26 protein-coding genes and 1 other RNA gene are annotated in these 22424 nt (G+C 71.1%); 18 read left to right on the top strand and 9 right to left on the bottom strand.

All coding sequences use genetic code 11. The annotated features are described in order from the left end of the window. Window positions 1-493 (top strand): capsule biosynthesis GfcC family protein (locus GVN67_RS20265; protein ID WP_200845322.1); only part of this gene is annotated, 493 nt, incomplete at its 5' end. A 41-nt stretch (window positions 494-534) separates the two neighbouring features. Continuing rightward, entirely contained in the window at window positions 535-981 is a 447-nt protein-coding gene (locus GVN67_RS20260; protein ID WP_159999146.1) for a GNAT family N-acetyltransferase, read from the top strand. A gap of 59 nt (window positions 982-1040) precedes the next feature. Here GVN67_RS20260 and GVN67_RS20255 read toward each other — a convergent pair whose 3' ends face one another. Both GVN67_RS20255 and GVN67_RS20250 read right to left on the bottom strand, forming a co-directional pair. Then, window positions 1041-1454, bottom strand: a complete 414-nt coding sequence (locus tag GVN67_RS20255) for a DUF3830 family protein (protein ID WP_076960701.1) — start codon at window positions 1452-1454, stop codon at window positions 1041-1043. Between the two features lie 20 nt (window positions 1455-1474). Beyond that, window positions 1475-2329: a prephenate dehydratase gene (locus GVN67_RS20250; protein WP_159999145.1), complete on the bottom strand. Its 855-nt coding sequence runs from the start codon at window positions 2327-2329 to the stop codon at window positions 1475-1477. Between the two features lie 269 nt (window positions 2330-2598). On the opposite strand from GVN67_RS20250, the gene GVN67_RS20245 reads away from it, so the two are divergent. The 3 genes from GVN67_RS20245 to GVN67_RS20235 all read left to right on the top strand — a co-directional run bounded on the left by GVN67_RS20245 (window position 2599) and on the right by GVN67_RS20235 (window position 4960). Continuing rightward, window positions 2599-3135, top strand: a complete 537-nt coding sequence (locus GVN67_RS20245) for a cytochrome c family protein (protein ID WP_159999144.1) — start codon at window positions 2599-2601, stop codon at window positions 3133-3135. An 11-nt stretch (window positions 3136-3146) separates the two neighbouring features. Continuing rightward, complete coding sequence (gene hisN / locus GVN67_RS20240; RefSeq protein WP_159999143.1) at window positions 3147-3917, top strand: histidinol-phosphatase; 771 nt, start codon at window positions 3147-3149, stop codon at window positions 3915-3917. A gap of 77 nt (window positions 3918-3994) precedes the next feature. Next, entirely contained in the window at window positions 3995-4960 is a 966-nt protein-coding gene (locus GVN67_RS20235; RefSeq protein ID WP_159999142.1) for an SMP-30/gluconolactonase/LRE family protein, read from the top strand. A gap of 228 nt (window positions 4961-5188) precedes the next feature. Here GVN67_RS20235 and GVN67_RS20230 read toward each other — a convergent pair whose 3' ends face one another. Together GVN67_RS20230 and nudC are read right to left on the bottom strand one after the other, a co-directional pair. Next, window positions 5189-5485: a phosphoribosylamine--glycine ligase gene (locus GVN67_RS20230; protein ID WP_159999141.1), complete on the bottom strand. Its 297-nt coding sequence runs from the start codon at window positions 5483-5485 to the stop codon at window positions 5189-5191. Further along, entirely contained in the window at window positions 5485-6411 is a 927-nt protein-coding gene (nudC, locus tag GVN67_RS20225) for an NAD(+) diphosphatase (protein WP_159999140.1), read from the bottom strand. Before nudC ends, GVN67_RS20230 begins: the two co-directional genes overlap by 1 nt. A gap of 124 nt (window positions 6412-6535) precedes the next feature. On the opposite strand from nudC, the gene ffs reads away from it, so the two are divergent. The 4 genes from ffs (at window position 6536) to recR (ending at window position 9620) form a co-directional block, all read left to right on the top strand. After that, window positions 6536-6627: signal recognition particle sRNA small type (ffs, locus tag GVN67_RS20220), an RNA gene on the top strand. Between the two features lie 79 nt (window positions 6628-6706). Beyond that, entirely contained in the window at window positions 6707-8638 is a 1932-nt protein-coding gene (locus GVN67_RS20215) for a DNA polymerase III subunit gamma/tau (RefSeq protein ID WP_159999139.1), read from the top strand. A gap of 30 nt (window positions 8639-8668) precedes the next feature. Next, on the top strand, window positions 8669-9013 hold the full coding sequence (locus GVN67_RS20210; RefSeq protein ID WP_159999138.1) for a YbaB/EbfC family nucleoid-associated protein: 345 nt from the start codon (window positions 8669-8671) through the stop codon (window positions 9011-9013). A 10-nt stretch (window positions 9014-9023) separates the two neighbouring features. Next, complete coding sequence (recR, locus tag GVN67_RS20205; protein ID WP_159999137.1) at window positions 9024-9620, top strand: recombination mediator RecR; 597 nt, start codon at window positions 9024-9026, stop codon at window positions 9618-9620. 42 nt (window positions 9621-9662) lie between these two features. Here the strand turns inward: recR and GVN67_RS20200 are convergent, their stop codons facing one another. Genes GVN67_RS20200 through hslV form a run of 3 tightly spaced genes read right to left on the bottom strand, consistent with a single transcriptional unit; the run spans window position 9663 to window position 12381 of the window. After that, window positions 9663-10472, bottom strand: coding sequence for an EcsC family protein (locus GVN67_RS20200; RefSeq protein ID WP_159999136.1), 810 nt, complete (start codon window positions 10470-10472; stop codon window positions 9663-9665). A gap of 16 nt (window positions 10473-10488) precedes the next feature. After that, on the bottom strand, window positions 10489-11823 hold the full coding sequence (gene hslU, locus GVN67_RS20195) for an ATP-dependent protease ATPase subunit HslU (RefSeq protein ID WP_159999135.1): 1335 nt from the start codon (window positions 11821-11823) through the stop codon (window positions 10489-10491). Window positions 11824-11826: 3 nt separating this feature from the next. Then, window positions 11827-12381, bottom strand: a complete 555-nt coding sequence (gene hslV / locus GVN67_RS20190; protein ID WP_159999134.1) for an ATP-dependent protease subunit HslV — start codon at window positions 12379-12381, stop codon at window positions 11827-11829. Window positions 12382-12546: 165 nt separating this feature from the next. Between hslV and hisB the strand changes: the two genes are divergently transcribed. From hisB to GVN67_RS20145, 9 genes are all read left to right on the top strand, one after another. Continuing rightward, the gene (gene hisB / locus GVN67_RS20185; protein WP_159999133.1) at window positions 12547-13161 is read left to right on the top strand and encodes an imidazoleglycerol-phosphate dehydratase HisB; all 615 of its coding nucleotides are present in this window, start codon (window positions 12547-12549) and stop codon (window positions 13159-13161) included. Continuing rightward, on the top strand, window positions 13161-13613 hold the full coding sequence (locus tag GVN67_RS20180) for a DUF2628 domain-containing protein (protein ID WP_200845321.1): 453 nt from the start codon (window positions 13161-13163) through the stop codon (window positions 13611-13613). Before hisB ends, GVN67_RS20180 begins: the two co-directional genes overlap by 1 nt. Beyond that, entirely contained in the window at window positions 13610-14260 is a 651-nt protein-coding gene (gene hisH, locus GVN67_RS20175) for an imidazole glycerol phosphate synthase subunit HisH (protein ID WP_159999132.1), read from the top strand. Before GVN67_RS20180 ends, hisH begins: the two co-directional genes overlap by 4 nt. 2 nt (window positions 14261-14262) lie before the next feature. After that, window positions 14263-14832, top strand: a complete 570-nt coding sequence (locus GVN67_RS20170) for a GNAT family N-acetyltransferase (RefSeq protein ID WP_159999131.1) — start codon at window positions 14263-14265, stop codon at window positions 14830-14832. A 142-nt stretch (window positions 14833-14974) separates the two neighbouring features. Then, entirely contained in the window at window positions 14975-16873 is a 1899-nt protein-coding gene (locus tag GVN67_RS20165; RefSeq protein WP_159999130.1) for an extracellular solute-binding protein, read from the top strand. Between the two features lie 44 nt (window positions 16874-16917). Continuing rightward, window positions 16918-18018: a microcin C ABC transporter permease YejB gene (locus tag GVN67_RS20160; protein WP_159999129.1), complete on the top strand. Its 1101-nt coding sequence runs from the start codon at window positions 16918-16920 to the stop codon at window positions 18016-18018. Next, window positions 18015-19049, top strand: coding sequence for an ABC transporter permease (locus tag GVN67_RS20155; RefSeq protein WP_159999128.1), 1035 nt, complete (start codon window positions 18015-18017; stop codon window positions 19047-19049). The genes GVN67_RS20160 and GVN67_RS20155 overlap by 4 nt, the downstream gene beginning before the upstream one ends. Beyond that, a complete protein-coding gene (locus GVN67_RS20150; RefSeq protein WP_159999127.1) occupies window positions 19046-20725 on the top strand; it encodes an ABC transporter ATP-binding protein in 1680 nt (559 codons plus the stop codon). The genes GVN67_RS20155 and GVN67_RS20150 overlap by 4 nt, the downstream gene beginning before the upstream one ends. Beyond that, window positions 20722-21144: a hypothetical protein gene (locus GVN67_RS20145; protein WP_159999126.1), complete on the top strand. Its 423-nt coding sequence runs from the start codon at window positions 20722-20724 to the stop codon at window positions 21142-21144. The genes GVN67_RS20150 and GVN67_RS20145 overlap by 4 nt, the downstream gene beginning before the upstream one ends. On the opposite strand, the gene GVN67_RS20140 is transcribed toward GVN67_RS20145, so the two are convergent. Next, a complete protein-coding gene (locus GVN67_RS20140) occupies window positions 21138-21914 on the bottom strand; it encodes an alpha/beta hydrolase (protein ID WP_159999125.1) in 777 nt (258 codons plus the stop codon). The two genes, GVN67_RS20145 and GVN67_RS20140, sit on opposite strands and share 7 nt — an antisense overlap. After that, on the bottom strand, window positions 21911-22405 hold the full coding sequence (locus GVN67_RS20135; RefSeq protein WP_159999124.1) for an NAD-binding protein: 495 nt from the start codon (window positions 22403-22405) through the stop codon (window positions 21911-21913). Before GVN67_RS20135 ends, GVN67_RS20140 begins: the two co-directional genes overlap by 4 nt. Window positions 22406-22424: the final 19 nt, after the last annotated feature.

Raw genomic sequence — 22424 nt, 5'->3', positions numbered from 1 at the left:
GATCACCGCGGGGCGGGAGCTGGCGAGCTCGCTGCGCGAGGCGCGGGCCGCCGGCCGCATGGTGGTGGAGGCCAATCCGGTGATCCTGGCGGCGCGGCCGGAGCTGGATGTGCTGCTGGAGCCGGGCGACCTGATCGCCATCCCGAAGCGGCCGAACGAGGTCACCGTGGTGGGCGCCGTGCTGAACCCGGGCAGCCTGCAATTCAGCAGCGGCTGGCGCGCCACGGATTACGTGCGGGCCTCGGGGGGCACGCAGCGCTTCGCCGATGGCGGGCGGGCCTTCGTGGTGCTGCCGAACGGGCAATCGGCCGCGGCGGGCTTAGGGGCCTGGCAGGCGGGCGGGCCGCCGGTGCCGCCGGGGTCGCTGGTGGTGGTGCCGCAGGATCCTTCGCCCTACGAGACCTGGGGCTTCATCCGCGACCTGACGCAGACGCTGGGCCAGATCTCGATCAGCGCCGCGGCGCTGGCGGTGATTGCCAGGCAAGCCAAATGACGGGAGGTTCTTTCTTCTTTGTCTGCCTGGAGCGGTGGTTGATGAGTGGCTTGGAGATTGCGCGGGTGGTCGACGCGGCGGAGCGGGAGGCGTGCTTCGCCATCCGGCGCGAGGTGTTCGTCGTCGAGCAGCAGGTGCCGGAATCCGACGAATACGACGCGCTGGATGCGAGCGCGCTGCATGTGCTGGCGCGGCGCGGCGGCGAGCCGGTGGCCACCGCGCGGGTGGTGCTGAAGGAGGAGGGCCGGGTCGCGAAGATCGGCCGGGTGGCGGTGCGGCGCGTGGCGCGCGGCACCGGCGCCGGGGCTGCCGTGATGCGCTGGATCGAGGGCGATCCGGCCGTGGCCGACGTCGAGCAATTCGTGCTGGAGGCGCAGGTGCATGCCGTGCCGTTCTATGAGCGGCTGGGCTATGTGGTCGAAGGCGAAGAGTTTTTGGACGTTGGCATCCCGCATTTGTTCATGCGGAAGCCCAACTTGCAGAAATAGAAGGGGCGCAAAACCTATAGGTTTGCGGGGGGGATACTTCCCCCCAGCGCTTTCTGTTTTTAGGCTTTTTGAAAGGTGATCGGCTTGTTGCCGTCCCAGAGCACCGAGCGGCAGATGGTCGCCAGCTTGTCGAGGTCGCCCTTGATGGTCAGGAAGTGGTTCCCCGCCAGCTGGCCGGCCTTGCTGGCGAAGCAGCAGGGCCCGTAGGCGACGAGGATCTCGGTCTCGCTCATCCCGCCGGGATGGACGATGACCTGACCCGGCGCCGGGTAGGACGTGGCGTTCTCGTAGCCGATGCCCAGGTCGCGCTCGCCCATCGGGATCCAGCAGGCTTCGCCGGACCAGCGGACATGGATGATGCGGTCCTTGTAGGGCAGCAGGGTGCGGAAGCGGGCGACGGTGCGGGGCGCCGCCTTCTCCTCGAAGTCGGCCAGGAAGATCTCGCCGCCGATGTCGATCGCGATGTCAGCCATTGTGTCTGTTTCCTTCCTGGTCAATCGGCTTCGGCGACCTGGCCGAGGCGGTAGGGATGCGCGGGGTAGGAGCCCAGCACCTTCAGCTCGCGCGAGAAGAAGTCCAGCTCCTCGAGCGCGCGCTTCAGGCCCGGATGGTCGGGATGGCCGTCGACGTCGCAGAGGAACTGGGTGGCGGTGAAATGGCCGTCGAGCATGTAGCTCTCCAGCTTGGTCATGTTCACGCCGTTGGTGGCGAAGCCGCCGAGCGCCTTGTAGAGAGCGGCGGGAATGTTGCGGACGCGGAAGACGAAGGTGGTCACCGTGTTCATCGCGTCGACCGGGGGGGCCGCGGCCTCGCGCGACATGACGTAGAAGCGCGTGGTGTTGTGGGCCGCGTCCTCGACGTTGCGCTGCAGGATCTCGAGCCCGTAGATCTCGCCGGCGAGCGAGGAGGCGATGGCGCAATCCTCGGCCGAGGGGTGCTCGGCCAGCATCTTGGCGGCGCCGGCGGTATCGGCCTCGATCACCGGCTGCAGCTGCAGGGTCTTCAGCAGCTTCAGGATCTGGCCGAGGGCGACGGGGTGGCTGTGAGCGCGCTTCAGCCCGGCCAGGGTGCTGCCCTTGTTGACCAGCAGGCAATGCTCGACGCGCTGGTAGTGCTCGCCCACGGCGAAGAGGCCGGAATCGGGCAGCAGGCGGTGGATGTCGGGCACCCGGCCGGCCAGCGAATTCTCACAGGGCAGCATGGCGAGGTCGGCGCGGTGGTCGCGCACGGCTTCCATCGCCGCCTCGAAGCTGGGGCAGGGAAGCGTGGTCCAGCCCGGATAGGCGCTGCGGCAGGCCAGGTCCGAATAGGCGCCGGGCATGCCCTGGAAGGCGATCACTCCGCTCATTTCTTGGTCTCGTTTCCGTCTGGCTGGCACCGTCGCCTCCGCGGGTCGGAAACGGCGGGATGGGCGGCGGGCGCGGCCGCGATGCGGCCCCCCGGGAATGGCGCGGGCGGTTTCGTCCCGGCGCCGTAGTATCCCGATGGGGCAACGGGTTGAAGCGCCCGGCCTCTGCCACTATGGTCCGACGCTTCTAGTCGAGGCCCCTGCCGCGCGCAAACGCGCTCCCTCGCTAGTCGAGTCGCATGGCTTTTGGGATGGGATGGATCGGCAGCATGAGCTTGGAGGTCAACAAGGCGTTCGCGGCCGTCCTGACCGCTGGTATCGCCTTCATGGTGGCGGGCCTGGTGGGAGAGACGGTGGTGCATCCGCATCGCCTGGATAAGCCGGCCATCACCATCGAGGGCGTCGGCGCCCCGGCCGGTGCGCCGGCGGATACCGCGCCCGCGCTGGAGCCGGTGGAGCCGTTGCTGGCCGCCGCCAATGCGGATGCCGGCCGGCAGATGGCCGGGCGCCTGTGCGCTTCCTGCCACAGCTTCGAGCAGGGCGGCGCCAACAAGGTCGGTCCGAACCTGTATGGCGTGCTGGGCAACCACCACGCGCACCTGGACAACTTCAACTACTCGCCGGCGATGAAGGGCATGTCCGACAAGCCCTGGGACTACGCCGCGCTGAACGAGTTCCTGGCGAGCCCGGCGCGCGCCGTGAAGGGCACGCGGATGGCCTTCGCCGGCATCCGCGACGTGAAGCAGCGCGCCGATGTCATCGCCTATCTGCGCTCGCTCGATGCGAGCCCGAAGCCGCTGCCCTGAGCAGCGTGCCGATGCAGGACTTCATCGCGGCGGCCGAAGCGGCCGCCGAGGCGGCGGGGGCGGTTATCCGCCCCCTTTTCCGTTCCGCCCTGCTGGTCGAGGCCAAGGGTGACGCCAGCCCGGTCACCGAGGCCGACAAGGCCGCCGAGCGCACGATCCGCGCCCTGCTGGCCGAGCGCTTCCCCGATCACGGCGTGATCGGCGAGGAGTATGGCGCCGAGCGGGCGGATGCCGATTATGTCTGGGTGATCGACCCGATCGACGGCACCCGCGCCTTCGTCACCGGCCGGCCGCTGTTCGGCAGCCTGATCGGGCTGATGCACAAGGGTCGCCCGATCCTCGGCATGATCGACCAGCCGGCGACCCATGAGCGCTGGCTCGGGGTCGAGGGGCAGCCGCTGCGGTTCAGCAGCCCGATGGGCGGCACGCCGCGCATCCGCGCCTGCGCGTCGCTGTCGGAGGCCGAGCTGTCCTGCACCAGCCCCGACATGTTCACCGCCGATCAGGCGCCGCGCCACGCCAGGCTCCGCAAGGCGGTGCGGCGGGTGACCTGGGGCGGCGATTGCTACGCCTATGGGCTGATCGCGCTGGGCCTGGTCGATGTCATCGCCGAGGGCGACCTGAAGCCCTGGGACTGGGTGGCGCTGCAGCCGGTGCTGGAAGCCGCCGGCGGCAGCCTGACCGACTGGCAGGGCGCGCCGCTGCGCCTCGACGGCCCGGGCGAGGTGATCGCGCTGGGCGACAAGGCGCTGCTGCCCGCGGTGGTCGCAGCCCTCGCCTGAGACAGCGGGGGGGCCCGGCTTCCCCCCTGTCCGGCCCCATGCCAGTCTGCTTGTCAGACAAGCAAGAGGGAGCCGTCATGGTGCAGGCCTTCGACAACGAGACCCCCTGGGAGCCCAGCCAGCGCTACCCCGAGCCGCGCTTCCGCGCCTTCGACCCGTCCTTCCTGCGCTTCCGCGCGATGAACGGCACGGTGGAGAAGCTGGCCGGCGGCTGCCGCTGGGCCGAGGGGCCGGTGTGGTTCGGCGACCAGCGCGCGCTCTACTGGTCCGACATCCCGAACGACCGGATCCTGCGCTGGGACGAGGCCACCGGCCAGGTCGCGACCTTCCGGAAATCCTCCAACTTCGCCAATGGCAACACCCGCGACCGCCAGGGCCGCCTGGTCACCTGCGAGCACCTGACCCGCCGCGTCACCCGCACCGAATATGACGGCGCCATCACGGTGCTGGCCGACCGCTATGACGGCAAGCGGCTGAACTCGCCCAACGACGTGGTGGTGAAGTCGGATGGCAGCATCTGGTTCACCGACCCGGCCTTCGGCATCGCCGGCTATGTCGAGGGCGAGAAGGCGGAAGCCGAGCTGCCGCAATCGGTCTATCGCATCGACGGCCAGACCGGCGCGGTGACGCTGGTGAGCGACAGTCTGGCCGGCCCGAACGGCCTGGCCTTCAGCCCCGACGAGACCATCCTGTACGTGGTCGAAAGCCGCGCCGAGCCGCGCCGCATCGTGGCCTTCGATGTCGGCGCCGGCGGCAAGGTGTCGAAGCAGCGGGTGGCGGTGCAGGGCGCGCCGGGCGACACGCCGGACGGGTTCCGCGTCGATATCGAGGGCAACCTCTGGTGCGGCTGGGGCATGGGCGGGCCCGAATTCGACGGGGTGCGAGTGTTCAACGCCGAAGGCACCGCGCTGGGCCATATCGACCTGCCGGAACGCTGCGCCAACCTGTGCTTCGGTGGCCGCCATCGCAACCGCCTGTTCATGGCAGCGTCGCGGTCGCTCTACAGCATCATGGTGAATGCGCAGGGGGTTGCCGGAGGGTAAGGGCAGGGACAGGCCAGGGGAATGAATTCCCCTGGACCCCTTCTTTTTTCTGTCTGATTGCCATGTCCACGAGGCAACGGGACGTGAAACGGCCACAGCTCAGTGCGACCTGTCAGCGAGCGCTGATTATTTAAAATGCGTCCCGCTGAAGCGCAGGTCACCGAACGGCCGGTGATCAGAAAAAAGATGGGGGTTCGGGGGAATTCATTCCCCCGACCTTCAAAGGTCTCAAGGCCTGACCGCCTCAACCCCCCCCGGCGCCATGATCCCGTTCCGGCGCAGGCATTCGCGGTAGGCGCGGAGCTCGGCGACACGGGTTTCGTGGGCCAGGCGGTTCTGGTTGCCGAAGTTCAGCGGGTTCGCCTGCTGGCCCAGGGAGATCACCGCGGGGTCGTTCCGCGCTTCGCTGCGGCAGGCGGCGTGGGTCGGCGTGGCGGGCGGGTCCTGCAGCAGCGGCGCGGGCGCGCTGGAGGCGCAGGCGCCGAGGGTCAGCAGCGCCAGGGCCAGGGTGGTGGTGCGGATCATCATTCGGCCTCCAGCCAGTCCTCGATCAGTCGTCGCGCGATCGAGTCCAGGCGTGGCAGGCCAAAGCCGTGCTTCTCGTTCTCGCGGATCTCGGCGCGGGTGAACCAGCGGGCGTCGCGCAGCTCTTCCGGGTCGATGGTGATCTCTTCCGACAGCGCCTCGGCATGGAAGCCGAGCATGATCGAGGCCGGGAAGGGCCAGGGCTGGGAGGAGTGGTAGTGCACGGCGCCCACCGTGACGCCCACCTCCTCCAGGACCTCGCGGCGGACGGCTTCCTCCAGGCTTTCGCCCGGCTCCACGAAGCCGGCCAGCGTCGAGTACATGATGGTGCTGGGGAAGCGGGTGGAATGGCCCAGCAGGGCGCGCGGGCCGTCGGTCACCAGCATGATCACCGCCGGGTCGGTGCGCGGGAAATGCTGGGCGTTGCAGGCGGTGCAGGCCATGGCGTTGCCGGCCGAGCGCGGCTCGCAGGCATTGCCGCAGACACCGCAGAAACGGTGGCGGACGCGCCAGTGCATCAGGCCGCGGGCATGGGCCAGGACGCTGGCCTCGCCGGGCGGCAGCAGGCCGGCGACGGCGCGCAGGTCGGTGAAGCTGCCCATGTCGGGCGGCAGCAGCGGCAGCGGGTCCTCGGCGGCGGAGCAATCCACCGCGAAGACCGGGCGTTCTTCCCACAGGCCCAGGAAGGCCCAGGGGCCGCCGGCCATGCGGACCGATTCTGCCGCGCGGGGCGTCAGCAGCACCGCTTCGGGCGTGCCGGCCTCGACGCCGCGCATCAGGCTGCGGCTTCGCCAGACGGGCGCGAACAGCACCTCCGGCGAGGCCAGGCTGGCCGCGATGAAATCGGCATCGTCCCGCCGCGCCGAGGCGCGGTCGAGAGGGCTGCCAGTATAGGCATTGGGTCGGGAGGCCGGGATGGACAGCATGCGATGCTGAGCCTGCCATGCGGGCGCGAGCACGGCAACTCGGGCCGGTTGTCCGGGCCCCGACGCGCTTCGCCCCACCCCCCTTGCCTGGACGGGGGGGGGGCATGATATGGTGTCCTCGGAAGGTCGGCGGCGGACAGGCGCCTTGCCAACCCGGTCAGGTCCGGAAGGAAGCAGCCGCAGCGAGTTTCCGCTTGGGTCGTTCCGTCGGTCTTCCACCCTGAGCTTCGCTGCACCCCCCGTCGTTTTCGCAAACGAGGCCCGCGCCGGGCCGCCACCCGGATCCGCCGCGCGCATGCCCAGCGACAACATCACCGATCCGCTCGACCCGCCGGCGCCCGAGGGCCCCGGGCTGTTCGGCGACCCGCCGCCGCCCGAGGGGCCCGGCCTGTTCGGTGAGGCGCCCGCGGCGCCGATGGTCGCGCCGATGCCCGCCTTGGCCCCTGTCGTCGAGGCCCCCGCGACCCCGTATCGGGTTCTCGCCCGCAAATACCGTCCCCAGAGCTTCGCCGACCTGATCGGCCAGGACGCGCTGGTGCGGACGCTGAAGAATGCCTTCGCGCAGAACCGGGTGGCGCATGCCTTCATGCTCACCGGGGTGCGCGGGGTGGGCAAGACCACCACCGCCCGCATCATCGCCCGCGCCCTGAACTGCGTCGGCCCCGACGGCACCGGCGGCCCGACCGCCGATCCCTGCGGCGTCTGCGCCGAATGCCAGGCGATCCTGGCCGACCGGCATCCGGACGTGCTGGAGCTCGACGCCGCCTCGAACAACGGCGTCGACAATATCCGCGAGCTGCGCGAGGCGGTGCGCTACCGACCGGCGCGCGCCCGCTTCAAGGTCTATATCCTCGACGAAGTGCATATGCTGTCGACGGCGGCCTTCAACGCGCTGCTGAAGACGCTCGAGGAGCCGCCGCCGCAGGTGAAGTTCCTCTTCGCCACGACCGAGATCCGGAAAGTCCCGGCGACCATCCTGTCGCGCTGCCAGCGCTTCGACCTGAAGCGCGTGCCGCAGGAGCAGCTGCGCGCCCATTTCGCCCGGATCGCCGCGGCCGAGGCGGTGCCGGCCTCGGACGCCGCGCTCGCCATGATCGCGCGGGCCGCCGATGGCTCGGTGCGCGACGGGCTGTCGCTGCTGGACCAGGCCATCGCCCAGACCGCCGGCAGCCCCGAGGGCGTCGAGGCCGGGCTGGTCCGCGACATGCTGGGCCTGGCCGACCGTTCCCTGCTGTTCGACCTGCTGGAAGCGGCCTTCCGCGGCGACATCCCGGCCGTGCTGTCGGCGATGGACGGCGGGCATGAGCGCGGCGCCGACCCGGGCGTGGTGCTGGCCGACCTGCTGGAGCTGACCCATACCCTGACCCGGCTGCGCGCCGTGCCCGCCCTGCGCCAGGACCCGTCGCTGCCGGAGCAGGAGCGGGTGCGCGGCACGGCGCTGGCCGAGAAGCTGACAATCCCGGTGCTGGGCCGCGCCTGGCAGGTGCTGCTGAAGGGCATTTCCGAGGTGGCCGAGGCGCCCGACCGGCGCGCGGCGGCCGAGATGGTGCTGATCCGCCTGGCCCACCTGGCCGAGATGCCGACCCCGGGCGAGCTGGTGAAGCGCCTGACCGAGAACGGCGCCAGCCTGGCCGCGCCGGCGCCCCCGTCGAATGGTGGCGGCATGGGCGGTGGCGGCGGCAGCCGCGCGGTGGCCGGCGGCGGCGCCGCGACCATGCTGGCCGAGAGCATCGCCCCCGCCGCCGTCGCCCAGCCGCGCAATTTCCGCGAGGTGGTGGCGCTGGCCTCCGGCCGGGCGCCGATGGTGCATGCGCATCTGCTGCATTCGACGCATCTGGTCGCCTTCGCCCCCGGCCGCATCGAGATGCGCCAGACCCCGGCCGCCCCGCGCGACCTGGCGGCGCAGCTTTCTTCGCTGCTGCAGGAGCAGACCGGCAGCCGCTGGACGATTTCTCTCTCGAATGCCGAGGGCGAGCCGACCATCGCCCAGCAGCGCAGCCACGTCGCCAGCGAGCGCCTCGAGATCGCCCGCGCCCATCCGATGGTGCAGGCGATCCTGCTGGCCTTCCCCGGCGCCCAGGTCGAGGCGCTGCGCGACGACAGTCTCGACGCCTATGGCCTGCCGCCGGCGCCCGAGGCCGCCGAAGGCCCCGATGCCCCCGATGACGGGCCCGACTTCGCGCCGCTCGACGCCGAATTCGCCGAGCTCGACGATCTCGGTTCCTGATTTTCCCCAGATGTTCCCCGCGGAGGTCCCATGAAGAACCTTGCCTCGATGATGAAGCAGGCCCAGCAGATGCAGTCCAAGATGGCTGAGATGCAGGCCAAGCTGGACGCCATGACGGTCGACGGCGCCGCCGGCGGCGGGATGGTGAAGGTGACGCTGTCCGGCAAGGGCGACCTGAAGAAGCTGCAGATCGACCCCAGCCTGGTCGACCCGGAGGAGCGCGAGGTCCTGGAAGACCTGATCGTCGCCGCCCATGCCGACGCCAAGCAGAAGGTCGAGGCCATGATGGCCGAGGAAATGCAGAAGGCGACGGCCGGGCTGAACATCCCGGGCATGGGCGGCGGCGGGCTCGGCGGCTTCAAGCTGCCGTTCTGACCCCGGCCTGATGCGCGGTCCCGATCAGGTCGAGCGCCTGGTGGCGATGCTGGCGCGGCTGCCCGGCCTCGGCCGGCGCAGCGCCCGGCGGGCCGCGCTGAAGCTGCTGCAGGATCCCGGCGGGCTGATGCTGCCGCTGGCGGAAGCCTTGCGCAGCACCGCCGAGGCCGTCCGCCCCTGCCGCGTCTGCGGCAACCTGGACACCGAGGACCCCTGCCGCCTCTGCACCGACCCGCATCGCGACCAGGAGACGGTCTGCGTGGTCGAGGGCGTGGCCGACCTCTGGGCCCTGGAGCGCGCCCATGTCCATCGCGGGCTGTACCATGTGCTGGGGGGCGTGCTGGCCGCGCTGTCCGGCGTCGGGCCCGAGGACCTGCGCATCGAGCCGCTGCTGGAACGCGTCGCCGCCGGCGAGATCCGCGAGGTGATCCTGGCGCTGCCGGCGACCGTCGACGGGGCGACCACCGGCCACTACCTGGCGGACCGGCTGGCGGGTTCCGGCGTGGTGGTCACCCGGCTGGCGCAAGGCGTGCCAATGGGCGGCGCGCTGGATGTGATGGATGACGGGACCTTGGCGGCGGCGTTGAAGGCGCGAAGGCCTGCTTAAGAATCGGCGGGGTCCGGGGGGATACTATCCCCCCGGCCTTGCTTACTGTTTCCCGAACCTCGCCCGCGCATCCAGCACCTCGTAAGCCGCCCGGACCGCATCCGCCCCATATTCCCGCTCCAGCCGCCGGACGCAGAAATGCGCCCGCGCCAGGCTGCGGAAATGCTCGAGGAAGGCCAGGTTCACCGCCGCCCCTGCCGCCGCGCCGATCACCGGCGCCGCCTGGGCGCCCAGCTTCAGCAGCACCGGCCCGGTGAAGCGGGCGGCGATGGCGGCGATGAAGCCCGGCAGCAGGTTGGCCCCCATCGTCGGCAGGAACTGGGCGAGGGCCAGGCGGGTGGCGAAGTAGCCCGTCTCGGTCGCGTCGTCGGCGGCGGTGTTGCCGCTGAGCGCGAAGACCTTCAGGCATTCGGCGCCGGTTTCCGGCTGGGTGGTGTCCTCGCCGGCGGCGGCGGCCTCGGCGCCGATCTGGCGCAGCAGCAGGGTGGTGGAGATCGGCAGCTCGACCAGCGTCCCGGCCAGGCCGAAGGCGCCGCCCGCCGCGCCGCTGGCCACCGCCAGCCCGCGATGCAGCCAGTCGGAGGAGACGCCGGGCAGGCTGCGCCCGGGATCGCTGCGCATGGCCGCCGACAGCGCCTTGGCCAGCGCCGTCTTCACCGCGCTGTCGACCATGCCCTGGGCGACATTGGGCAGGCGCCGTCGCAGCGCCTCGATCGGCGTGCCGGCCATGCCGGCCAGCCGCGCCGCGAGCGAGCTTTCCTCCAGCACCCGGCGTGCCTCGGCCAGCTGGGCCTCGGCCTCGGCCGGCAGCGGCAGGGTGGCCGGCAGGGTGGCGGGCAGGGACTCGCTCATGGCGGGTGGGCCTCCGTTACAGGATGAAGCGGCTGAGATCGGCGCTGGCGGCGAGCGGTGCCACCTTCTCCTTCACATAGGCCGCATCGACCTTCACGGTTTCGCCCGGCCGGTCGCTGGCGGTGAAAGAGATTTCCTCCAGCAGCTTCTCCAGCACGGTGGCCAGGCGCCGGGCGCCGATATTCTCGACCCGCGCGTTGATGTCGGCGGCGAGGTCGGCGACGGCGTCGATGGCGTCGGCCGTCAGCTCCAGCGTCAGCCCCTCGGTCGACAGCAGCGCGACATACTGCTTGGACAGCGAATGCTCGGGCTCGGTCAGGATGCGGCGGAAGTCGTCGCGGGTCAGCGCGCCCAGCTCGACGCGGATCGGCAGCCGGCCCTGCAACTCCGGCAGCAGGTCGGAGGGCTTGGCGATGTGGAAGGCGCCCGAGGCCACGAACAGGATATGGTCGGTCTTCACCGGGCCATGCTTGGTGGCGACGGTGGTGCCCTCGATCAGCGGCAGCAGGTCGCGCTGCACGCCCTCACGCGAGACATCGCCGCCGCGGCCGCCGCCATCGGTCGAGCGGGCGCAGACCTTGTCGATCTCGTCGATGAAGACGATGCCGTGATTCTCGGCGTGAGCCACCGCGTCGCGGGTCAGCTTCTCCTGGTCGAGCAGCCGGTCGGCCTCGTCCTGGGTCAGCGCGATGCGGGCCTCGGCCACCGTCAGCTTGCGCGGGCGCGCCTGGCGGCCGAACATCTTGCCCATCATCTCCTGGATGCCGGCCATCTGCTGCGGCGGCATGCCGGGCACATCCATGCCGGCGGCGGGGCTGGCGGGCTCGGCCACCTGCACCTCGACCTCGCGGGTCTCCAGGCTGCCGTCCCGCAGCATGCGGCGGAACTTCATCCGGGTTTCCCCCGACGCGCCCTCGCCCACCAGCGCCGTCACCAGCCGTTCTTCCGCGGCCAGCTCCGCCTTGGCCTGCACCGCCTTGCGGGAGGATTCACGCAGGCGCGTGATGGAAATCTCGACCAGGTCGCGGATGATGCTGTCGACGTCGCGGCCGACATAGCCGACCTCGGTGAACTTGGTGGCCTCGACCTTGATGAAGGGGGCGTCGGCCAGCTTGGCCAGGCGGCGGGCGATCTCGGTCTTGCCGCAGCCGGTCGGGCCGATCATCAGGATGTTCTTCGGCACCACCTCCTCGCGCATCGCCTCGGGCAGCTGCTGGCGGCGCCAGCGGTTGCGCAGCGCGATGGCGACGGCGCGCTTGGCGTCGTTCTGGCCGATGATGTAGCGGTCGAGCTCAGAGACGATCTCGCGCGGGGACAGGTTGACGGCGTCGGCGGTCAGGGTCTCGGACATGGGTCAGAGCGTCTCCAGCACGTAGCGGCCATTGGTGTAGACACAGATGCCGGCGGCGATGCCCATGGCCTTCTTGGCGATGTCCTCGGCGGTCAGGCCGTCGACATCGATCAGGGCGCGGGCGGCGGCCAGGGCGTAGTTGCCGCCGGAGCCGATGCCGATGATCGAATCCTCGGATTCGAGCACGTCGCCATTGCCGGTGATCAGCAGCGAGCGGTCCTTGTCGGCCACCGCCAGCAGCGCCTCCAGCCGGCGCAGGTAGCGGTCGGTGCGCCAGTCCTTGGCCAGCTCGACGGCGGCCCGCTCCAGCTGGTCGGGAAACCGTTCCAGCTTGGCTTCCAGCCGTTCCAGCAGGGTGAAGGCGTCGGCGGTGGCGCCGGCGAAGCCGGTCAGCACCTTGCCATTGGCGATGCGGCGCACCTTGCGCGCATTGCCCTTCACCACGGTCTGCCCGAGGCTGACCTGGCCATCGCCGGCCATGGCCACCTGGCCATCCTTGCGGACGCAGAGGATGGTGGTGCCGTGCCAGCCGATCGGATCGTGCGATGAGACGTTCATGCCCCGGCAGATGGCATCGGCCAGGCGCCGCAGCAAGCGGGGGGCGCCGCGCAAGGGGCGGTCACGTCTCCGCTGGCTTTTCCTTCCACGAAATTCCATCTGGCGAAAAACCGCCGGACGCAGCAGGCCCTGGGCAAGCCGGGTCGCGCGGTCTAATCAGGCGCCATGCAGCCCGCGCCCCGCACCGCCGAGATCACCCGCACCACCAGCGAGACCGATATCCGCCTGCGCCTGGACCTGGATGCCGGCCCGGAGGCCGCCCCGGGCGCCATCGCCACGGGAATCGGCTTCCTCGACCACATGCTGACCGCGCTGGCGCGGCACGGCATGCTGGGCCTCGCCGTCGAGGCGAAGGGCGACCTGCACATCGATTTCCACCACACCACCGAGGATGTCGGCATCGTGCTGGGCCAGGCGGTGAAGCGCGCGCTCGGCGAGAAGCGCGGCATCCGCCGCTACGGCCATGCCGTGGTGCCGATGGACGAGGCGCTGGCCGAGGCCGCCATCGACATTTCCGGCCGGCCGTACCTGGCCTGGAGCGTGACCTTCCCGCGCGACAAGGTCGGCGAGATGGACACCGAGCTGTTCGAGGAATTTTTCCGCGCCTTCGCCATGAATGCCGGGATCACCCTGCATGTCATCCAGCGCGCCGGCACCAATGCCCACCACATCGCCGAGGGCGTGTTCAAGGCCGTCGCCCGCGCGCTGCGCCAGGCGGTGGAGCCCGATCCGCGCGCGGCGGGGGTGATCCCCTCGACCAAGGGCGTGCTGGAGGGGTGATGCGCGGCTGGACCGTCCACCTGCCGGCCGGCATGGCCGCGACAGCGCCCCCTGGCGCGCCGCGCGCCTCGGTGCCGGCGACCGGCGCGCCGCTGCCGCGCCCGGCCTCCGGCCCCGGCCTGGCGCTGGTGCCGGAGGGGTTTTCCCTCGCCGCCTTCCTGTTCGGCCCGCTCTGGCTGCTGCGGCACGGGCAGTGGCTGGCGCTGGTGCTGTGGCTGGCGCTGTCGGTGCTGCTGGCGCTGCTGCTGCCGGAGGCGCTGCGGGGCCTCGGCCTCGGGCTGCTGGCGCTGCTGACCGGGCTGGAGGCGCAGGATATCCGGCGCTGGACCCTGGCGCGGCAGGGTCGGCCGGTGGCCGGCGTGGTGCTGGCGCGCGACGCCGACGCCGCGCTCGCCCGCGCGCTGCAGGGCCGGCCGGACTGGGCCATGGCGGAATGGGGCAAGGCAGCATGAAGGTCGCGGTGGTCGATCCGGGTTCGGGCAATCTGGCCTCGGTGCTGCGGGCGCTGCGGCGCGCCGCCGCCGATGCCGGGGTCGCGGCCGAGATCACGGTGGAAACCCGGGCCGAGGCGGTGGCCGCGGCCGACCGGCTGGTGATGCCGGGCCAGGGGGCGTTTGCCGCCTGCCGCCGCGGGCTGGACGCCATGCCGGGGATGATCGAGGCGGTGCAGGAGGCGGCGATCCGCCGCGCCGTGCCGTTCCTGGGCATCTGCGTCGGCATGCAGCTGATGGCCGGGCGCGGGCTGGAGCATGGGGTGACCCCCGGCCTCGGCTGGATCGAGGGCGACATCGCGCCGATGGACCCGCAGGACGCCGAAGGCCGGCCGCTGCCGCTGCCGCAGATGGGCTGGAACGGGCTGGATTTCGCCCCCGGCCACCCGCTGATGGAAGGCGTGGCGCCGGGCGACCACGCCTATTTCGTGCATTCCTACGCGCTGACCGGCGGCCGACCGGGCGAGACGCTGGCCACCACCGAGTATGGCGGGCCGGTCGCCGCGATCATCGGCCGCGACAACCTGTTCGGCACCCAGTTCCATGTCGAGAAGAGCCAGTTCACCGGCCTCCGCATGCTGGCCAACTTCATGACCTGGCGCCCCTGACCATGCCCACCACCCAGCACGACCTGCAGGTCGAACGCGCCGAAACCCTCGACGATGCCGAGCTCGCCGATCTCTGCGAGGCGACGGACGCGGCCATCATCGAGGGCGGCGGCTTCGGCTGGGTCGATCCGCAGGGGCGCGAGGCGCTGGCGCGGCATTTCCGCGGCGTGCTGCTGGTGCCGGCCTGCGAGCTGTTCGTGGCCCGCCTCGACGGGGTGCCGGTGGGCTCGGCGCAGCTGATCAGGCCGCCGCGCAACAACGAGGCCCAGGCCTTCGGCGCGCAGCTGACCCATGCCTATATCGCCCCCTATGCGCGCGGCCACGGCCTGGCGCGGCTGCTGGTGCAGCGGGTGGAGGAACGGGCGGCGGCGCTGGGCCACCGGGTGCTGAACCTCGACGTGCGCGAGACCCAGACCACCGCCATCGCGCTGTTCGAAAGCCAGGGCTACACCCGCTGGGGCACGCATCCGGCCTATGCCCGGGTGAAGGGGCGGACGGTGTCGGGGCACTGCTACTACAAGCTGCTGGAGCCGCCGCACGGCCGCACGCTGGACCTGCGCCGGCTGGCCTAGGCCGCTTTCTGGCCAATAGTGTGTCGGCCGGTAACGGCCGCCGGCTGTTTCGCCCGCCGCCCCGCAACAAGACCGCGGCAGGCGGGAAGAAGCCCCGGAAGAAAGGTTGTGGCCATGGGGGGGATGCCTCCATCTTAGGGGCATGCGCCGCCGCGACCTGCTCTCCTCCGGTTTCCTCCTCGCCACGGGTGCGGCCATGCCGCGCGCCTTCGCGCAAGCCCCGGCGCCTGCCCAGCCTCCAGGCGCGGCCCCAGCGCCCGCCGCCGAGGCCGCGCCGCCGCCGCGCCGCGCCCATGCGCTGTCGCTGCTGGGGGAGCCCGCCTTGCCGGTGGATTTCCCGCATTGGCCCTGGGTCAATCCGACGGCGCCGAAGGGCGGGCAGCTGGTGCTGTCGACCATCGGCAGCTTCGACAGCTTCAACCCCTTCATCCTGCGCGGCGCTCCGGCGGCGGGCAGCAACAGCTTGATCTACGACGCGCTGATGGTGCCGAGCAGCGACGAGGCCAGCTGCGAATACGGCCATGTCGCCCAGGCGGTGGAGCTGCCGCGCGACAATCGCGGCGTCACCTTCCTGCTGAACCCGGCGGCGAAGTGGCATGACGGCAAGCCGATCACCGCGGCCGACGTGGTCTGGAGCTTCGAGACGCTGCGCGACAAGGGCCGCCCCTTCTACCGCGCCTATTGGGGCGACGTGTCGGAGGTGGTGGCCGAGGGCGAGCACCGCGTCACCTTCCGCTTCAAGACCGCCGACAACCGCGAGCTGGCGCAGATCCTGGGCCAGCTGACCGTGCTGCCCAAGCATTGGTGGGAGGGGCGCGATTTCAGCGCGCCGCTGCTGACGCCGCCGCTGGGCTCGGGCCCGTACCGGCTGGAGGCCTTCGAGGCCGGGCGCAGCGTCACCTATCGCCGGGTGGCGGATTACTGGGCGCGCGAGCTGCCGACCCGCAAGGGCACCAACAATTATGACGTGATGCGCTACGAGTATTTCCGCGACAGCACGGTGGCGCTGGAGGCCTTCAAGGCCGGGCAGATCGACCTGCGCTCGGAGAACGTCGCCAAGGACTGGGCCACCGCCTACGACTTCCCCGCCCTGCGCCGCGGCCTGGTGAAGAAGGAAGAGATCCGCCACGAGCTGCCGACCGGCATGCAGGGCTTCCTGATGAACCTGCGCCGGCCGATGTTCCAGGACCGCCGGGTGCGCGAGGCGCTGGGGCTGGTCTTCGACTTCGAATGGATGAACGCCAACCTGTTCTACGGCAGCTACACGCGGACCAGCTCGTATTTCTCGAATTCCGAGCTGGCCTCCAGCGGGCTGCCCTCGGAAGGCGAGCTGATGGTGCTGTCGGCCTTCCGCGGCCGGGTGCCGGAGGAGCTGTTCACCACCGCCTATCGGGTGCCGACCTCGGATGGCAGCAACGCCAACCGGGACAATGCCCGCCGGGCGCTGGCGCTGCTGAAGGAGGCGGGCTGGACGGTGAAGGACCGCCGCCTGGCGAATGAGAAGGGCGAGGCCTTCAATTTCGAGATCCTGCTGGAGGGGCCGACCTTCGAGCGGGTGGCGCTGCCCTATATCCAGGCGCTGCAGCGGCTGGGGATCGAGGCGCGGGTGCGCACCATCGACCCGGCGCAGTACCAGGTGCGGATGGATGCCTTCGACTACGACATGACGATCGACGTCATCGGCCAGTCGCTGTCGCCGGGCAACGAGCAGCGCGACTTCTGGGATTCGGCCGAGGCGAAGAAGCCGGGCAGCCGCAACATGATCGGCGTCAGTGACCCGGTGGTCGACGCGCTGGTCGAGCTGGTGGTCGCCGCCCCCGACCGGCAGGCGCTGATCGACCGGACGCGGGCGCTGGACCGGGTGCTGCTCTGGGGCTTCTACGTCATCCCGCATTGGCACAGCCGGACCTTCCGGGTGGCCTGGTGGGACAAGTTCGGCCGGCCGGAGCGCAACCCGCGCTATGCCCTGGCGCTGGACAGCTGGTGGGTGGACACGGCGCGCGACAAGGCGCTGCCGGCCGACCGCAGCCAGGCGGGCTGATGCCGGCACCCCCGCTTCGGCGCGCGCGGATGGAGGGCTGAGGCTTGGGCGCCTATCTGCTGCGGCGCCTGGCGCTGCTGGTGCCGACGCTGTTCGGCATCATCCTGATCAACTTCATCATCGTGCAGGGCGCGCCGGGCGGGCCGGTGCAGCAGGCGCTGGCCGAGATTCGCGGCCAGGGCGGCAGCAGCATCGGCCGGCTGACCGGCGAGAGCCAGGGCGAGATCCGCTCGGCCGCCGGCAGCGGCGGCGAGGGCTCGGCCAATGCCTATCGCGGCGCGCGCGGCATGGACCCGGCGGTGGTGCGCGAGATCGAGCGGCAATTCGGCTTCGACCGGCCGCCGGCCGAGCGCTTCGCCAAGATGCTGAAGGGCTACCTGACCTTCGACTTCGGCGAGAGCCTGTTCCGCGGCCGCCGGGTGATCGACCTGATCTGGGAGAAGATGCCGGTCTCGATCAGCCTCGGCCTGTGGTCGACGCTGATCATCTATCTGGTGTCGATCCCCTTGGGCATCCACAAGGCGGTGCGCGACGGCGGGCGGTTCGATGTCTGGAGCTCCGCCGTGGTGCTGGTCGGCTATGCGGTGCCGGGGTTCCTCTTCGCCATCCTGCTGGTGGTGCTGTTCGCCGGCGGGTCGTTCCTGCAGCTGTTCCCGCTGCGCGGGCTGGCCTCCTCCGGCGCGGCCGACTGGCCATGGTGGCAGCGGGCGGTGGATTACGCCTGGCACATGGTGCTGCCGACGACGGCGCTGGTGGTCAGCGGCTTCGCCGGGCTGACCATGCTGACCAAGAACTCCTTCATGGACGAGATCGGCAAGCAATACGTGCTGACCGCCCGGGCCAAGGGCGCCGGCGAGGGACGGGTGCTGTACCGCCACGTCTTCCGCAACGCGATGCTGCTGATCATCGCCGGCTTCCCCTCGGCCTTCATCGGCATCTTCTTCACCGGGGCGCTGCTGGTGGAGATCGTCTTCACGCTGGACGGGCTCGGCCAGCTCGGCTTCGACGCGGCGCTGCGGCGCGACTATCCGCTGATGTTCGGCACGCTCTACATCTTCACCCTGCTGGGGCTGGTCATGCAGATCGTGGGCGACGTGACCTACACGCTGGTCGACCCGCGGATCGACTTCGAGGCGCGGCGATGACCCCGATCACCCGGCGCCGGCTGGCCAATTTCCGCGCCAACCGGCGCGGCTGGTGGTCGATGTGGATCTTCCTGGCGCTGTTCCTGGTGACGCTCTTCGCCGAGCTCGTCGCCAACGACCAGCCGCTGCTGGCCAAGGTCGAGGGGCGCTGGTACGTGCCCGTCGCCGTCGAATATGCCGAGAGCGACATCATCCCCGACGGCTTCCCCACCGCCGCCGTCTGGCGCGACACGGCGCTGCTGGAGGAGATCGCGGCCAAGGGCGGCTGGGTGCTGTGGCCGCCGCTGCCGTTCCGCTACGACACCATCATCAAGGATCTGGGCCGGCCGTCGCCGGCGCCGCCCAGCTGGCGCAACCCGCTGGGCACCGACGACCAGTCGCGCGACGTGCTGGCGCGGGTGATCTATGGCTTCCGCATCTCGGTGCTGTTCGGCTTCGCGCTGACGCTGACGGCCTCGGTCATCGGCATCGCGGCGGGGGCGGTGCAGGGCTATTACGGCGGCTGGATCGACCTCGGCTTCCAGCGCTTCATCGAGATCTGGTCGGGCATGCCGCAGCTGTTCCTGCTGATCATCCTGTCGGCGATGATCGAGCCCGGCTTCTGGACCCTGCTCGGCTTTCTCCTCCTTTTCTCCTGGATGACGCTGACCGGGGTGGTGCGGGCCGAGTTCCTGCGCGGCCGCAACCTGGACTATGTGCGCGCCGCCAAGGCGCTGGGCGTCTCCGACGGGTCGGTGATGCTGCGCCACATCCTGCCCAATGCCATGGTGGCCACGCTGACCTTCCTGCCGTTCCTGCTGTCCGGCAGCGTCACGGTGCTGGCCAGCCTGGACTTCCTGGGGTTCGGATTGCCGCCGGGGTCGCCGTCGCTGGGCGAGCTGGTGACGCAGGGCAAGAACAACCTGCAGGCGCCCTGGCTGGGGATATCGGCATTCGTCGTGCTGGGTGGCGTGTTGACGTTGCTGATTTTCGTGGGCGAGGCGGTGCGTGACGCTTTCGATCCCCGCAAGCTGCCCGGGGGTGGAGCATGACGTCGCTTTCTGATGGCGGGGTCCGGGGGGACCTTGTCCCCCCGGCGGGGTCCAGGGGCGGCGCCCCTGGCGCTCTTCTTTCGGTTGATGGCCTGAGCGTCGGATTCCGCGGCCGTGTTGTCGTCGAGGATGTCTCGTTCGACGTGCTGCCGGGCGAGACGGTCGCGCTGGTCGGCGAGAGCGGCTCCGGCAAAAGCGTCACCGCCCTGTCCTGCCTGAAGCTGTTGCCGGCCGCCGGCGCCAACCCCTCCGGCCGGGTGGTGCTGGACGGGGTCGATGTGCTGACGGCGTCGCCGGCCGAGCTGCGGCGGCTGCGCGGTGGCGTCGCCGGCATGGTGTTCCAGGAGCCGATGACCAGCCTGAACCCGCTGCACAGCGTGGGGCGGCAGGTGTCGGAGGCTGTGCAGCTGCATCGCCCGCTGCGTGGCGCGGCCCTGCGCGCCCGGGTGATCGAATTGCTGGAGCGGGCCGGGCTGCCGGACCCGGCGCATCGGCTGGACGCCTTTCCGCACCAGCTGTCGGGCGGGCAGCGGCAGCGGGTGATGATCGCCGCCGCTTTGGCCAACGACCCGAAGATCCTGATCGCCGACGAGCCGACCACGGCGCTGGACGTCACCATCCAGGCGCAGATCCTGGCGCTGCTGGCGGAGCTGAAGCAGCGCCTGGGCATGGCGCTGCTGCTGATCACGCATGACCTGTCGATCGTGCGCGCCCATGCCGACAAGGTCGTCGTCATGCGGCACGGCCGGGTGGTCGAGCAGGGGCCGGCGGCCGCGGTGCTGGGCAATCCGCAGCACGACTACACCAAGATGCTGCTGGCCACCGAGCCGCGCGGGGCGCCGGCGCCTGTGCCGGAGGGCGCGCCGGTGCTGCTGCAGGCGGACCAGGTGAATGTCGCCTTCCCGATCCGCCGCGGGCTGCTGCGCCGCCAGGTCGGCGCCATCCAGGCCTGCCGCGATGTTTCCTTCGCGCTGCGCGAGGGGGAGACGCTGGGGCTGGTGGGCGAGAGCGGGTCGGGCAAGACGACGCTGGGCCTGGCGCTGCTGCAGCTGGAGAAAAGCGACGGCGCGATCACCTTCGAGGGCCGGCCGATCCAGGGGCTGACGCGGCGGGAATTGCAGCCGCTGCGGGCGCGGATGCAGATCGTCTTCCAGGACCCCTTCGGCGCGCTGTCGCCGCGGATGAGCGTCGCCGAGATCGTGGGCGAAGGCCTCGCCGTGCATGCTGGCGACGTCTCGCGCGCCGAGCGGCAGCGGCGGGTGGCGGCGGCGCTGGCGGAGGTCGGGCTCGACCCCTCGACCGCCGAGCGCTACCCGCATGAATTCAGCGGCGGGCAGCGGCAGCGCATCGCCATCGCCCGCGCGCTGGTGCTGCAGCCGCGGCTGCTGGTGCTGGACGAGCCGACCAGCGCGCTGGATGTCTCGGTGCAGGCGCAGGTGGTGGAGCTGCTGCGGGATTTGCAGGCGCGGCACCGCCTGGCCTATCTGTTCATCAGCCATGACCTGCGGGTGGTGCGGGCGATGGCGCACCGGATCATGGTGCTGAAAGGCGGCCAGGTGGTGGAGGCAGGGGAGGCGGCGGCGGTGCTGTCCAACCCCCAGGCCCCCTATACCAAGGCGCTGATGCGTGCCGCCTTCAACCCGGGCGGTGTTGGGGAAGAGACAAGCGCCGCATGAGCGAAGAGTTCGAGACGCTGAAGGATCTGGTCCGGCAGGACCGGATCAAGCTCGGCGTGCATATCCGCAAGATGAACACGCCAGGCTCCCCGGTCTATCGGCCGGTGGAGACGCTGTGGATGCCGGTGCTGATCCTGGTGGTCAGCTTCCTGGGCGCCCGCATCGTCAACATCCATATCGGCGCGCTGCTGCTGGTGGCGGGCATCGCCTGGTGGCTGTGGAAGGTGCAGCCGAAGGTGAAGGACGGCGTCTTCGCCCGCACCACCGAGCTCGCCTTCTCCGACGAGCGGCTGTTCGACGGGCTCTGGGCCAAGGGGGCGCTGACCCTCTACGCCACGCTGCCGGACGGCACGCCGAAGGCGGCGACGCGGAAGAACGACTGGCGCGACTTCGCCCGCGAGATCGCTGCGGCCTATTGAAGCCGCTTCAGCCAGGCCAGGACCCGCTCGGCGACGGCGGGCCAGCCCGGCTCCAGCATCATCAGGTGGCCGAGGCCGGGGAAGAAGCCGGGCGAGGCGGCGCCGTGCCACAGGGCGCAGCGCTCCACCGCGTCGGCCGGGATCAGCCGGTCCTCGCCGGCGCCCAGCACCAGCACCGGGCGGCCGTGCAGCCAGCCATAGGGCACCGGCTGCGGCGCCTGGGCCTCCCACAGCGCGGTCGGGCTTTCGCCGCCCATGCGGGCGATGTGGCGCCGCGCATCCTCGATCGGCATGGCCGCGCCGAACAGGCTGCCGGCCAGCTCCGGCGGCGCGCTGCCGGGCGGCGCGTCCATCCGCGCGGCCTCGGCCAGCAGCGTCGGGTCGGCGAAGGCCAGGCGGGCGGCGGAGAACCACAGGCCTTCCGGCGGCACCGGGCAGAGCAGGGCGGCGGCGTGCAGCCGCGGCTCCAGCAGCAGGCGCTGCGCCACCAGGGCGCCGAGCGAATGGCCGATCGGCACCACCGGCCCGCCAATTTCCGCCAGCGCCGCCCGCGCCTGGGCGACATAGTCGCCGAGCCCGGCATCCCGCCCCTGGGCCCGGCGGGTGAAGTCCAGCACCTCGACCGGATAGCCGGCATGCTGGAAGAAATCGGAAAACCCGTCCCAGACCCAGCCGCCGCAGCCGGCGCCGTGCAGCAGCAGCAGGGTCGGGCTGCCGGCGGCGGCGTGATGGGTCAGATGCGGCCGGCCGAGCGGACCTTCGGGGGTCATGCCGCGGCCTCGCCCGGCATGCGGGCGCGCAGCACGTCGACGGTGGCCTGGGCGGTCGAGGCCGGCACCCCCAGCCGCTGCAGCGCGAAATCGGCCATGCCGAGGGCGACCTCGCGCTCGCCCATGACGGCCAGGCCGACGCCGCCTTCCTGGCGCAGCCAGGCGATTTCGTCATCGTCATGGGTGCGGACGGCGACCTCGATGGTCGGGTTCACCGCGCGGACCAGGGCCATGACCTGGCGCGCCTCATAGGCGCCGGGCAGGGCCAGGATCAGCAGGCGCGCCTGGCGCGGGCGGGCGGCCTGCAGCACCTCCTCCCGCGCGGCGTCGCCCCAGATCACCGGCAGGGCGTCGGCACGGGCGCGGTCGGCGACGTGGCGGTCCTCCTCGACCAGGACCAGCGGCAGGTTGTGGCGGCGGAGCGCGGCGGCGATGGTGCTGCCGACCCGGCCATAGCCGACCAGGATGGCATGGCCCTGCAGCCCGGGCACTGTCTCTTATACACCTCTG

The sequence above is a fragment of the Roseomonas sp. 18066 genome, assembly GCF_902706185.1.
Lineage (GTDB): Bacteria > Pseudomonadota > Alphaproteobacteria > Acetobacterales > Acetobacteraceae > Pseudoroseomonas.
The sequence above is the reverse complement of the archived record's forward strand: the minus strand, read 5'-3'. Positions and strand labels throughout refer to the sequence as shown.

Bases quoted from the DNA above. Each gene is read 5' to 3' on its own strand.
- GVN67_RS20260 (WP_159999146.1), top strand. From the start codon at position 535: ATGAGTGGCTTGGAGATTGCGCGGGTGGTCGACGCGGCGGAGCGGGAG.
- GVN67_RS20255 (WP_076960701.1), bottom strand. From the start codon at position 1,454: ATGGCTGACATCGCGATCGACATCGGCGGCGAGATCTTCCTGGCCGAC.
- GVN67_RS20250 (WP_159999145.1), bottom strand. From the start codon at position 2,329: ATGAGCGGAGTGATCGCCTTCCAGGGCATGCCCGGCGCCTATTCGGAC.
- GVN67_RS20245 (WP_159999144.1), top strand. From the start codon at position 2,599: ATGAGCTTGGAGGTCAACAAGGCGTTCGCGGCCGTCCTGACCGCTGGT.
- hisN (WP_159999143.1), top strand. From the start codon at position 3,147: ATGCAGGACTTCATCGCGGCGGCCGAAGCGGCCGCCGAGGCGGCGGGG.
- GVN67_RS20235 (WP_159999142.1), top strand. From the start codon at position 3,995: ATGGTGCAGGCCTTCGACAACGAGACCCCCTGGGAGCCCAGCCAGCGC.
- GVN67_RS20230 (WP_159999141.1), bottom strand. From the start codon at position 5,485: ATGATCCGCACCACCACCCTGGCCCTGGCGCTGCTGACCCTCGGCGCC.
- nudC (WP_159999140.1), bottom strand. From the start codon at position 6,411: ATGCTGTCCATCCCGGCCTCCCGACCCAATGCCTATACTGGCAGCCCT.
- GVN67_RS20215 (WP_159999139.1), top strand. From the start codon at position 6,707: ATGCCCAGCGACAACATCACCGATCCGCTCGACCCGCCGGCGCCCGAG.
- GVN67_RS20210 (WP_159999138.1), top strand. From the start codon at position 8,669: ATGAAGAACCTTGCCTCGATGATGAAGCAGGCCCAGCAGATGCAGTCC.
- recR (WP_159999137.1), top strand. From the start codon at position 9,024: ATGCGCGGTCCCGATCAGGTCGAGCGCCTGGTGGCGATGCTGGCGCGG.
- GVN67_RS20200 (WP_159999136.1), bottom strand. From the start codon at position 10,472: ATGAGCGAGTCCCTGCCCGCCACCCTGCCGGCCACCCTGCCGCTGCCG.
- hslU (WP_159999135.1), bottom strand. From the start codon at position 11,823: ATGTCCGAGACCCTGACCGCCGACGCCGTCAACCTGTCCCCGCGCGAG.
- hslV (WP_159999134.1), bottom strand. From the start codon at position 12,381: ATGAACGTCTCATCGCACGATCCGATCGGCTGGCACGGCACCACCATC.
- hisB (WP_159999133.1), top strand. From the start codon at position 12,547: ATGCAGCCCGCGCCCCGCACCGCCGAGATCACCCGCACCACCAGCGAG.
- GVN67_RS20180 (WP_200845321.1), top strand. From the start codon at position 13,161: ATGCGCGGCTGGACCGTCCACCTGCCGGCCGGCATGGCCGCGACAGCG.
- hisH (WP_159999132.1), top strand. From the start codon at position 13,610: ATGAAGGTCGCGGTGGTCGATCCGGGTTCGGGCAATCTGGCCTCGGTG.
- GVN67_RS20170 (WP_159999131.1), top strand. From the start codon at position 14,263: ATGCCCACCACCCAGCACGACCTGCAGGTCGAACGCGCCGAAACCCTC.
- GVN67_RS20165 (WP_159999130.1), top strand. From the start codon at position 14,975: ATGCGCCGCCGCGACCTGCTCTCCTCCGGTTTCCTCCTCGCCACGGGT.
- GVN67_RS20155 (WP_159999128.1), top strand. From the start codon at position 18,015: ATGACCCCGATCACCCGGCGCCGGCTGGCCAATTTCCGCGCCAACCGG.
- GVN67_RS20150 (WP_159999127.1), top strand. From the start codon at position 19,046: ATGACGTCGCTTTCTGATGGCGGGGTCCGGGGGGACCTTGTCCCCCCG.
- GVN67_RS20145 (WP_159999126.1), top strand. From the start codon at position 20,722: ATGAGCGAAGAGTTCGAGACGCTGAAGGATCTGGTCCGGCAGGACCGG.
- GVN67_RS20140 (WP_159999125.1), bottom strand. From the start codon at position 21,914: ATGACCCCCGAAGGTCCGCTCGGCCGGCCGCATCTGACCCATCACGCC.